7 protein-coding genes are annotated in these 12,106 nt (G+C 39.1%); 1 reads left to right on the forward strand and 6 read right to left on the reverse strand.

The window, feature by feature from the left end:
• Window positions 1–273: 273 nt before the first annotated feature.
• Both egtD and egtB read right to left on the reverse strand, forming a co-directional pair.
• Window positions 274–1,248 carry an L-histidine N(alpha)-methyltransferase gene (egtD, locus tag H5118_RS18885; protein ID WP_182749699.1) on the reverse strand — a complete coding sequence of 325 codons (975 nt, stop codon included), beginning with the start codon at window positions 1,246–1,248 and terminating at the stop codon, window positions 274–276.
• Entirely contained in the window at window positions 1,245–2,516 is a 1,272-nt protein-coding gene (gene egtB, locus H5118_RS18890; protein WP_182695005.1) for an ergothioneine biosynthesis protein EgtB, read from the reverse strand. The genes egtD and egtB overlap by 4 nt, the downstream gene beginning before the upstream one ends.
• Window positions 2,517–3,410: 894 nt before the next feature.
• Here egtB and H5118_RS18895 point away from each other — a divergent pair.
• The gene (locus H5118_RS18895) at window positions 3,411–4,991 is read left to right on the forward strand and encodes a BCCT family transporter (RefSeq protein WP_182695004.1); all 1,581 of its coding nucleotides are present in this window, start codon (window positions 3,411–3,413) and stop codon (window positions 4,989–4,991) included.
• A gap of 80 nt (window positions 4,992–5,071) precedes the next feature.
• Here H5118_RS18895 and H5118_RS18900 read toward each other — a convergent pair whose 3' ends face one another.
• The 4 genes from H5118_RS18900 to H5118_RS18915 form a co-directional block, all read right to left on the reverse strand.
• The gene (locus tag H5118_RS18900) at window positions 5,072–5,782 is read right to left on the reverse strand and encodes a 3'-5' exonuclease (RefSeq protein WP_182749700.1); all 711 of its coding nucleotides are present in this window, start codon (window positions 5,780–5,782) and stop codon (window positions 5,072–5,074) included.
• Between the two features lie 3 nt (window positions 5,783–5,785).
• Window positions 5,786–7,681, reverse strand: coding sequence for a DUF294 nucleotidyltransferase-like domain-containing protein (locus H5118_RS18905; protein WP_170070962.1), 1,896 nt, complete (start codon window positions 7,679–7,681; stop codon window positions 5,786–5,788).
• A gap of 142 nt (window positions 7,682–7,823) precedes the next feature.
• Window positions 7,824–10,904: an efflux RND transporter permease subunit gene (locus tag H5118_RS18910; RefSeq protein ID WP_182749702.1), complete on the reverse strand. Its 3,081-nt coding sequence runs from the start codon at window positions 10,902–10,904 to the stop codon at window positions 7,824–7,826.
• Between the two features lie 2 nt (window positions 10,905–10,906).
• The gene (locus tag H5118_RS18915; RefSeq protein WP_182749704.1) at window positions 10,907–11,923 is read right to left on the reverse strand and encodes an efflux RND transporter periplasmic adaptor subunit; all 1,017 of its coding nucleotides are present in this window, start codon (window positions 11,921–11,923) and stop codon (window positions 10,907–10,909) included.
• Between the last annotated feature and the right edge of the window lie 183 nt (window positions 11,924–12,106).

Below are 12,106 nucleotides of genomic sequence, written 5' to 3' on the forward strand. Positions count from 1 at the left end.
TAAAGTACTTATGGCAAACTGATGTCTCAGGCATAGCAGTTGTGACTTATGTGGGTTGTGGTGATTTACATAAGATCATAAATTGCTGTGCCTGTCACGTTTTGGGGATTCGTCAGCCCGAAGGGCAGCACATGTTTGGCATTTATGCTGCGTTATCGCCTATTTATGTGGAATAACCACACTTCATAGGCTCTGCCTTGCCTAAAAACCAAACATATTGCTGCAAATTCAACTATCAAAGATCAACACGCCCTAAACATATAAAGTAAACGTTTATAGCGGTCGTAATAAGCACAATGCAAAATAGTTACTATCGTCTTGCCATGTTTGCTCTAACTTTAAATTAGCTTGCGCTGCAAGCTGCTTAAACGATTCGAGCGTGTACTTATGAGAGTTTTCTGTATGGATACTTTCGCCTTCAATAAAGTCTATTTGCTGATCATTTATAACCACGCTTTGATTACAGTTACTTACTAAATGCATTTCAATACGGCTATGTTGCTCGTTAAAGCGTGACTCGTGGCTAAAGTTATCTATATTAAATGTCCCGTTTAGCTCGTTATTAATACGTTGTAGTAAATTTTTATTAAATGCGGCGGTGACTCCCGCTTTATCGTTATATGCATCGAGTAGTACTTGGCGCTCTTTTACTAAATCAATCCCAATTAATACATAACCGTTTACACCACATAAGCGATGGAAATTATTCATAATTTCTATAGCTTTAACTGGGGCAAAATTACCAAGAGTAGAGCCTGGGAAATACACCAAATTGGTTTGACTATCTAAAGCAGTGTCTTTGGTTAGCTGTTTAACCATTTGGCTATGTGTAAAGTCTCCTAGTAATGGCGAAATTGCCAAATCTGGGAATAATGGCAACAAATGTGCAAGTGAATAACTGAGCATTTCCTCAGAAATTTCAAACGGTACGAAGGTTTTTACGTTTGCCATGTGCGCTAATAAATACGCGACCTTTTTACCCGAACCACACCCAGGCTCAATAATAGAGAGGTTTTCAGGTAGCATTTGAGCAATCGACTGCGAGTATTGCTCTAAAATAGACAACTCCGTACGTGTAACATAATACTCTTGTAAGGATGTTATTTGCTCGAATAATGCAGCACCTTTATCATCGTAAAAATATTTACACGGAAGCGTTTTTTGCTGTTGAGTTAATCCGCTTATCACGTCGTTTAAAAATTCAGTGTCGGTTATGTTACTTTGTTTAATCGCTGTTACTTGGCTCATACTATATCCTTAGCTAGTCTTATCCCGCTGCACATCCACGCTTGATGTGGGTAATAAAAATTTCGGTATGTTTGTCGTAAATGGTCTTGAGGGGTAAACACACACCCGCCCCGTAACACCATTTGGTTATTCATAAATTTACCATTGTATTCCCCTGCTACTCCTTCAATAGGCTTAAAACCGGGGTATGGCAAATATGCACTGTTTGTCCATTGCCAACATGAATCCGTTAACTGGTTTATTTCAGTATCATCTTTTGTTTGTTGTGGTGTTAGATAGTTATTATTAGTGTCTGTTGAAGCTGTATTTTTAGCTGCATATTCCCACTCGAACTCTGTAGGCAAGCGAGCCTTTACAAAATTAGCGTAGGCGCTGGCCTCAAAATAACTAACATGGCTGATGGGAGCGCTTAAATTTAAAGGCTGCAATCCATAGTGTGTAAACTCAAACCATTCGTTATTTATGTAATGCCAATATAATGGATGCGTTAAACGAGTGTTTTGAATATGCGCCCAACCGTCGCTTAACCAATATTGTGGATTGCTATATCCACCGGCATTTATAAAGTCTAAATATTCACCATTAGTGACCAATCTATTAGCAAAACTGAATGGATGAATTAGTACTTGGTGTTTGGGGCACTCGTTATCATATGCAAATTCATCGTCGGCATTTGTGCCAATATTAATAATGGCTTGTTCAAAATTGATAAAATTAAGGGGTTTAATATCAGCTGATTTTTTTTGGCTATTTAAAAGCGATGTTTTATATTGAGGAAATAATGGATTTACTGAAAAGTTATATTTGATGTCCATAAGCATTAGTTCTTGATGCTGTTGCTCGTGGTGTAACCCAAGTTCAATAATATCTTTAATGTGCGGGTTAACGTCAGTCTTAAGTAATTCAATCACGCGGCTATCTACATGTTCTCTGTAAGCTAGCACTTCGTCTAAACCTGGCCTAGATAAGCTTCCTCTGTTTGCCCGTTTAAATTGCTCTCCAATCCCATTGTAGTAAGAATTAAAAAGCATTTTATAGTGAGGGTTAAACACTGCGTACTGTTTACAATGAACACTAAGTAAAAATGTTTCAAAAAACCACGTGGTATGCGCTAAATGCCATTTAGTAGGACTGGCATCAGCCATAGCTTGTAATTGACAATCTTCTACAGTGAGTGGCTCAATAATAGCTAGGCTTTCGTCTCTAACGCTGCAAAAGCGTTTAACAAGTACATTTTGATTGGTATCGTTTGTAACGCTTTCACGCATAATAGTATTAATCCTTTGCCTATCTATTTATAAAATATAGCTTAGGGCATGCTGAGCTTTTTGGATTGAAATTTGTTCAATCTAGGGGCGATTAAATCGCGGCACGAGGTTTGTAACCTAGTGGGCTAAGTAAAAACCGAGTAACAAAGAGTTAATCGTCCCTAGAAAGAACCCAAAGGGCAGTGTATGTTTGGTATTTATGCTGCGTTATCGCCTATTTATGGGGAATGACCACACTACATAGGCTCTGCCTTGCCTAAAAACCAAACATACTACTGTAAATTCAATCGCCAAAATTCAACATGCCCTAATGTTGTGTTAAATCATATTCATATTACAACTTGATTAAAGGTGCTTATCGGCTTATAAATTTATAATAGCCTTGAAGAGAAATTTGCTCTTCGCTAGCCGGTTTTTGATTATTCTTACGTGCATGCAAGCATGAAAAATAACGCATAAGCTGTTACCGAACCGCTAAGCTATAAATCTAGGAGCGATTAAATCGCGACTAGACTTAACAAATTTCAATCCTAAAAGACTAACAAGCCCTAATATTTAAGCATTAATTAAGCTACTTAAAAATGATCTTTTTTTACTTAACCAAGTAAATTAATACTTTTAATAGCAAACTAAATTTTAACGTTCACTGAATTTTTAAATTTAGGGCTTTTAAATGAAAAAATCATGAATTTGGCCATATAAACAGCGTTTTAAATACAAATTCATTTACATTTAATATTTAACTCATACACTACTAGCTGTATGATCACGCTTCAAATTAGTTAGTCTTCAAACAATTACGGTATTACTTTTTACTTAATATTTAAAGACTAATGTAATTCGATATGACGCCGAATTTATTTTGGCTTGTTAGGACAACTAAAGAGGTATTGCATGAAGGAAAATCATGACAAATATAGTATTGACAACACGGATTACACCGTAGGTCAGGACAACGTACAAAAGTGGGGGTTTGATATTCACAACCCTGTTTTTGGAACTAGTGCGGGCCTGATTGTCATCTTTTTAATCGCCATACTTGTTACCGACCCACAAACTGCAAAAACAGCGCTTGATAGTATCAAGACCGATATTATTAATAATTTTGATGCCCTATTTATGTGGGCTGCTAACTTCTTTGTACTCTTTTGTTTAGCACTTATTGTTTCTCCTTACGGTAATATTCGCCTTGGTGGTGATGGCGCTAAACCTTCTCACTCTCGCGTTTCATGGCTTGCTATGTTATTTGCTGCCGGTATGGGTATCGGCCTTATGTTTTGGGGCGTTGCTGAACCAGTTGCTTACTTTACTGGTTGGTACGAAACACCGCTTAATGTAGCCGCTAATACACCAGAAGCTGCAAAATTAGCAATGGGCGCAACTATGTTTCATTGGGGTCTTCACCCTTGGGCTATTTACGCTGTTGTTGGTTTATCTCTTGCATTTTTTACCTATAACAAAGGTTTACCACTTTCAATTCGTTCTATTTTTTACCCTATATTAGGTGATAGAGCTTGGGGTTGGCCTGGTCATATCATTGATATCTTAGCTGTACTTGCTACGTTATTTGGCCTTGCAACATCTTTAGGTTTAGGTGCGCAGCAAGCTTCTGCAGGCATTAACCATGTATTTGGTACAGAAGGTGGCATTGGCTCTCAAATTCTAGTTATTGCGGGTGTAACACTTTTAGCCATTGTCTCTGTGGTTCGTGGTATTGACGGTGGTGTGAAACTACTAAGTAATGTAAATATGCTAATTGCGTTTTCATTATTATTGTTTGTATGTTTAGTAGGCTTTGCTGTAGCAATGGGTAATGTACCCACTACCGTGATGGGCTATGTAGAAAATATTATTCCATTGAGTAATCCTCACGGTCGTGAAGACGAAACATGGATGCATGGTTGGACTGTGTTTTACTGGGCTTGGTGGATTTCCTGGTCACCGTTTGTAGGTATGTTTATCGCGCGTGTATCACGTGGTCGTACAATTCGTGAATTCTTAATTGCGGTTTTACTTATCCCTACTCTAGTTACTGTTTTATGGATGTCTATTTACGGCGGTATTGCGATTGATCAAGTAGTTAATGGTGTTGGTGCGTTAGGCACTAATGGTTTAACTGAAGTACCTTTAGCTATGTTCCAAATGCTTGATGAATTACCTTTATCTAATATTTTATCGTTTATTGCAATTTTATTAGTGTTGGTATTTTTCATTACGTCATCTGACTCTGGTTCATTAGTAATTGATTCAATTACAGCTGGCGGTAAAGTTGATGCACCGGTACCACAACGTATATTTTGGGCATCGGTTGAGGGCGCAATTGCAGCTGCTTTACTTTGGATTGGTGGCACACAAGCAATTGAAGCACTACAAGCAGGTGCTGTCTCTACAGGCTTGCCATTTACTATTGTATTATTATTTATGTGTTTAAGCTTAGTTTTAGGTTTACGAACTGAGCCTCGCCCAGTTAAGTAATACCTTTAATGAGTAATACTTTTAATTAGTAACGAAAACGCCGCAATTTTTGCGGCGTTTTTTTGTTTGGTCATTAAAAGCTAGAACCACAGCTCTGAGATTGGAGTATCTACACGATAATGATAACTCAGTTGCGCTTGTAAAAGTTCTGCTGTAGCAAGTGCATCCGTTAACGCATTGTGATTTTGATATGCTGGTAGGGAATAACGCGCACGGCAATCTGTTAGCCTAAGAGAACCTAATTTTGTGTTAAACAATCGCCCTAATAAACCCTGCCTTGCTTTTAATGCTCTTTTTTCTATTTCCATTGTATCAACAAGTGCAAACTCAAGACCTTCTTTAAGCCTTAACAATAACGCATTATTTAAAAAGTGACGTTCTATTGCGGCATAATGCACCACGACAACTTTACCACTGAGCGCTTCAAGTAAAGGCTCTATAATTTGATTAAAGTCGGGGGCGTCGTCCACCTCAGAATGCGTTATTCCATGTATTAAAATAGACTCTTCATGAAGGTTTCGCCTAGGCTGCACAACCCAATGCCGACTGTGCTTACAATAAATGCGCTCTAAATTGAACGGCACCAAACCAACACTCACTATATCGTCGTTTTGACTATTTAAGCCTGTTGTTTCAAAATCCATTGCTACAAAAGGCACATCTTTTACTGCGGCTTTGTTTTGATTATAAGCACCCGCATAAAAGTGTTTTAGGAGTTTATTTTTGGTGCTATTGGCAAGCTCGTTATACCTAGCTTGCCAATCAATTGCTTTATGATTACGCGGATTCATAGGCTACTTCACACCAGAGTTTGCTGTGTAGCTAAATTTTAAATAGCTTTGCGCTTTTTCTAAAATAGCAAATGCTTCCTTTAAGTTTCGCTGTTCAAAGGGAGACAGTAAATGTGGATCTAAGTTATTATCTGGCTCTTCGCCCTTCTCTATTTGCCACGCTTGATGGCGAATTCGCATCATGGCTATATACTCTAGTGCATCACGTAAATCTTGCGCTTTACCCTGCGGTAAAAGCTTTGCTTCAATAATATCTTCTAAACGCTCAAACGAGTTTTGTTTACGCGAACCTATAGCTAGTGCGTGCACGCGAATAACATCCGAAAGTGGTGCGGTACCTCGTCGTTTTAAGTTCATTGAGCGCTTATGTTGGCCATTATGTTCCATAACAAAGCCTTTGAAAAAGCCAAGCGGTGGTGTTCTATTTCTCGCATTTGCTGCCATGTTAGCCAAAAATACACGATTTACTTTACTTTGTTTTGCTATAAATATTTTAAGTTCATTAGCCCACTTGGTTTTACCCCATACTCCGTCTAAATCAAAAAATATAGAGCTATTAAGTAAAGCTTGTGGTTTTGGCTGAGCTATCCAATCTGCAAATTGATCAAACCATTCTGAGCGAGTTTTACGCCACTTTTTGAACGACGCCATTATTTCTCCATCACAATACGTATAACCACATTGTGCTAAGCCATCACAAACAAAGTCTGAGATATTTTGAAAATATTCGTTATGTTTTTCGTCGTCATAACTATCATCTAAAATTAGCGCGTTATCTTGATCCGTTACAATAAGTTGCTCATCTCGAGCCATTGAGCCCAATGCAATAAAACAATAAGGAACGGGAGGTGGACCAAACTTTTCTTCAGCTAATACAAGCAATCTTTGTTTAAATGTACGACCGATAACGGCCATGGCGGTGCCAACCATGTGAGAGTTTGCATCTTCGTTAACCATACGAACAAATACGTTGGGCAACTGGCGCGCATAATGTGCCAAATCCTCAATTGTTTGTTGAGCAAGTATACCGCGCACAAGCAATAAGCTACTTTGCGATTCATAACGTAAAATGTCAGAGAGAGAGATAACCCCTATAGGGCGCTTTTTTTGTACTACAGGCAAGTGATGTAAATTATCTCTAAGCATGGCAAGTACTGCTTCAAAAATATAGTCATTAGCGTCTAAGAGCACTAAGTTAGTCGACATAATATCTTTTGCTTGTGTGTTAAAGGCAAGGCCTTTAGCCACTACTTTTGAGCGTAAATCCCTATCGGTTATTATGCCAACGACTTGTCCATCATCTTCCTCAGGATCATCGTTTATAGGCTTATTTACGTCTGTTACCAAAACTGACGAAACCGCCTCTTCGGTCATTAATTTAGCGATATCTTGTATTGTAGAGGTTGCATCTACGGTTACTACATCTCGGTGGATTAATGATTTCACTTTCGCAGTTGTAAGGTCATTGCCATCAGCTTGTTCAACAATAGCTTGATGTAAACGCACGTTACCATCTGTTTCAAAGTAATCAGCAAACGCATCAAACTCATCACAGTAACGATTAAATAGCTCAACGTTTATGCAGTATACTAATGTATCTTCAAGAGCTGTTGCAGGAAAACGTACCTTACGGTTCATCAATAAACCCATTTGACCAAATATACCTGCTGTAGCCAAACGGTTATAAAGCTCGCCATTACGGCGATACATTTCTACAGAACCACTTCTAATTACATACAAGTCAGATATATCTTGTCCAAAACTCAAAATATCTGTTTTTGCTCTAAAGTAAGCAACTTCAACTTGTTGAGCTAGCTCATTAAGCGCTTTTTGAGGTAAGTCATCAAAAGGAGGATGTTGTGCTAAAAATTGTGCGATTTCAACTTGTTCGGCTTGCATAGGGGATTCCTTGTGACCACACAGTAAGGCATGTATATGCTTAGGTGGCTATCTTAACAAACAAATATAGCCAATCAAGATATAACTAAGACCCACTACTGTTTTAAGCTAAAAGAGTAGTGAGTCTAGCTTTAATTACACTTTAATTTAGCTTTTCTAGCTCTTGTTCGAGCTCTTTAGATTCATCGCCTCGAGGGGTCGTAAAGCGAGCTAAACCTAAGTAAATAACAGGTGTAAGGTAAAGGGTAAATAATACGGCGAGCGCTAGGCCACCAAACACCACCCAACCAATTGCATTTCGTGCTTCAGCGCCCGCACCGGTAGACATAATTAATGGTAACGCACCTAACAAGGTCGATATAAGAGTCATTGTAATGGGTCTTAAACGTACTAGTGCAGCTTGCTCAACAGCTTTTCTAACAGGTAAACCTTGGTCGCGTAATTGGTCGGCAAATTCAACCAGTAATATAGCGTTTTTAGCGATTAAGCCAATCAGCATAACTAAGCCGATTTGAGAGTATATATTTAACGATGTCCCCGTTAAATAAAGCGCTAAAATTGCAGATGTAATACCAAATGGTACGGTTATCATAACCACGACAGCACTATTTACATTTTCGAACTGGGCAGCAAGAACTAAAAATACAATTAAAAAAGCCAATACGTAGGTTACAAGCACTTCGTTAGATGTTTCCTCATAGGTCAGTGCTTCACCTTTAAACGCAAGTGCAATACCAGGCGCTAATGATTGCTCAGACACCTGCTTAATTTGATCTACTAAATAGGCGATAGTTAATCCTTCGGGCAGTTCCATACTGAGCTCAATAGAGCGGCGCTGTGCATGTCGCTCAAGTTCAGCTGCTACACCTTCTTCAGAGATATAAGCAACACTACTTAATGGCACTAAGCTGTTATTGCCAGCTCTAATATATAAATTAGCTAAATCACTCGGATCGTTTATGGTTTGATTTTGAGCTTGCAACATTATAGGAACGGATTGATCGCCTATGTTTAAATCTTCAACATCATCTCCGTTAATAGCCGCTCTCAGTGTAATTGCTATGTCGCTCAGCGCTACACCAAGCTCTTGTGCACGCCGTCTGTCTATATTAACTCTAAGCTGTGGTTGCGATGGCTGATAGGAAATACGAACAGGGGCAACTTCAGGTACTGCTTTTTCAAGTGCCGCTGAAAACTGCTGCGCAGCTTTAAATATTTGTAGGTAGTCTTGACCTAGTAAGGCTATTTCAACACCGCCACCTTGACCACGTAAATTTAAACTATTTGCACCGCCTGGAAATGCTGGTGCACCGGGAATATCACCCAAGGGCTGACGAATTTTATTGATTATTTCTTGTTGAGTAAAATTTCTTTCATCCCAATGCTTTAATGGCACAGTGATAAATACTATATTTGGATCCCATTGGCCAACTACCGTATAAATTGATTCTATTTCGCCGCTATCAATAAAAGGTAATAAAATATCTTCCATTTTTATGGCTTGTCTATCCATAAAGTTTAACCCTACACCGTCAGGGCCTCGTGCAAATATACGTATTTTTCCACGATCTTCTGTTGGTAGTAATTCACTATCTAAACTTGTATATAAAGCGCCTGAGCCAGCCGCTACCAATACACAGGCTATAAATGTAACCCACGCATGGTCTAGCACTTTGTGAATTGATTTTGTATAAATACCACCAAGCCAATGACCTACTTTAGCAAATGGATGAAAACCACCCTGTTTTAGTTTTAGCTTTGAAGTTAGCGCTGGTACTAATGATAAAGCTACAAAGCTTGAAATAATAACGGCGCCTGCAAGTACACCTCCAAACTCTCTAAACAGCCGTCCAGCGGTTGAAGGTAAAAATGCAATAGGTATAAATACAGCTGCAAGTACTGCAGTTGTTGCTATTACCGCAAAAAACACTTCTCGTGTTCCTATTACCGCAGCTGCACGTCTGCCTAAACCTAATCCTCGTTGTCGCTGAATATTTTCACTAACTACAATGGCATCATCTACAATTAAACCGGTGGCAAGTACAAGGGCTAGTAAAGTTAAAATGTTAATTGAAAAACCAAGTGCCCAAATCAGTGCTAATGAGCCAATTAACGCCACGGGGATTGCAAAAGCAGGTACAAGTGTGGCACGCCAAGAGCCGATAAAAATCCAAAGCGTTACAATTACTAACAACACAGTAAGTAATAAAGAGTAAATAACTTCATCAACTGAGCTTCTAATAAACTGTGCATCATCAGACGTAAGGGTAAATTCCATTTCAGGAAAACGTGTTTGCATGCTGTTGATGAGCTTTAACACTTCATCAGATATTTCTATCGTATTTGATTGGGCTTGACGAATTATCTCCATGCCTATAACAGGTTTACCGTTGAGTCTTACCATAGAACGTGGATCAGCGGGACCAAAGTAAACAGCTGCAATATCGCTAATGCGGGTATCACCTTGAATTATGATGTCGCCCACTTGCTCTGGTGTTATTGATGTAGCATCAGCCCGTACGATAATTTGTTGATCGTCTGATTTTAAACTTCCTGCTGGCACGTCAAACGGAGCTTGGCTAAGTACTTGTGCAACATCTGGAATCGTTAAATTGAAGCTGCTTAGTTTAAGAGGATCAATTCGTACTCTTAATACTCGTTCCCTATCACCATTTAAGCGTACATCCGCAACACCTGGAATGGTTAAAAACTGCGGGGCTAAATCAACATCAACACGTTCAGTAAGTGCTTCAAGCGATAGACTATCACTAGAGACGGTTAACGATACAACGGCTTCTGCATCGTTATCGGCTTTAATAATGGATACTCGTTCGACTTCTTCGGGGAGATCTCGTTGAACACGTGCCACCGATTCGCGCGTTTCGTTTGCTGCATCGTCTAAATTAATTCCGGGCCTAAACTCTACGACAATTCGTGAATTTCCTTCTTCACTTTGCGCTCGTATTGATTTAACACCGCTTACGCGTGCTACTGCGCCTTCTAGTTTACTGGTTACTTCAGTGTCTACAGTTTCTGGTGAGCCACCCGGAAATGGTGCAGAAACAGTAATACGCGGCCTATCTACATCGGGGAGCTCCCTAACCTCAATCCCTGCAATAGCTGCAATCCCGGCAATAATAATTAGTAAGTTGAGTACAACTATAAGCACAGGGCGACGAATAGCCATTGATGGTAAATCTTGCATCATAGGTTGTTGTTTCATACCTACTCCTGCGAATCTGAATCAATTGCGTTAAAGCTTAGTTCTTGCTTAGCTCGTAGGCGTTGGACGCCCTCAATAACTAAAATATCACCCTCTTTTAATGGGCCCGATACTAATAATCGACCTGCAAGGCGTTGCTCTATTTTTACATCAACGCGTGTGGCTTTATTATCAACACTTGTCCATACGTAAGGACCCGTTGCTCCCCACAATAACGCAGCTTCTGGTATTGCAGCGTAATTATCACCTAATACTTCAATATGAACTCTAAAGCTCATACCCGGCAAAAACTGCTCATTCGCATTGTTAAGTTTTGCTTTAACACGAAGAGTACGAGTTTGAGGATTTATTCGAGAATCTAAATAAGCAATTTGGGCGTTAATTGGGCTTTCTGACTGCCAAGGAAATACTGTTATATTACTTTTATTACGTAGCATAGATATGGCTGATTCTGGCGCATTAAAATTAATATATAAGTCACTCGTGTCATCAATACTCGCTATTTCAGTAAGCTCAGAAATTCTATCGCCAACCTCAACATCTGTTAGCCCCATAATACCATTTAAAGGTGCAATAACTTTTCTATCTTCAAGCTCTGTTTGTGCTTGAGTTAAAGTAACTTTTGCAAGTTCAACAACTGTTTTAGCGTCGTCTACGTCACTTTTAGGCACAGCTCCTTTAGCCTGGCTTTGCCGTAATCGCTCTAATATTCTTTGCGTATCGGCAAGTTTAATTTTAGCCTCATCCAGCGCGGCTTTTTGCCTGCGAGAGTCGAGCTCGAGTAACATATCGCCTTTTTTTACTTTATCGCCAGGTTTAAAGTATACAGCGGTCACCTTATCACCCACAGCTGGGTATAACATAACTGAATGAATTGCCTCTGTATTACCAACTGCTTGTACTTGTTGCTTAGCACGCTCTAATGTTATTTTTTGTACCACAACATTAGCGCTTAATGCTGGTAAAGTTACAAATAGTAAAGCACTTAATGTACTGATTAATAAAATTCGAGATTTCAAAGTTACACCCTAACTAATTATTATTTTCATTACCGTACGAAGTCTAACAGCTGTTTGATCAATAAATAGGTTAGAACGATAAATTAGCAAAACAATAGGATGAGTTTACGTAGGTGATACCAATTTAGGTAAAACTAACAAAAAACACAAGTGACAGTTAAAACTAAAAAGCCCAGCATAAGC

This window comes from Pseudoalteromonas sp. SR41-1 (genome assembly GCF_014164015.1).
Classification (GTDB): domain Bacteria; phylum Pseudomonadota; class Gammaproteobacteria; order Enterobacterales; family Alteromonadaceae; genus Pseudoalteromonas; species Pseudoalteromonas distincta.

Coding starts and splice junctions, on each gene's coding strand:
- egtD (WP_182749699.1), bottom strand. CDS start 1,248: ATGAGCCAAGTAACAGCGATTAAACAAAGTAACATAACCGACACTGAA.
- egtB (WP_182695005.1), bottom strand. CDS start 2,516: ATGCGTGAAAGCGTTACAAACGATACCAATCAAAATGTACTTGTTAAA.
- H5118_RS18895 (WP_182695004.1), top strand. CDS start 3,411: ATGAAGGAAAATCATGACAAATATAGTATTGACAACACGGATTACACC.
- H5118_RS18900 (WP_182749700.1), bottom strand. CDS start 5,782: ATGAATCCGCGTAATCATAAAGCAATTGATTGGCAAGCTAGGTATAAC.
- H5118_RS18905 (WP_170070962.1), bottom strand. CDS start 7,681: ATGCAAGCCGAACAAGTTGAAATCGCACAATTTTTAGCACAACATCCT.
- H5118_RS18910 (WP_182749702.1), bottom strand. CDS start 10,904: ATGAAACAACAACCTATGATGCAAGATTTACCATCAATGGCTATTCGT.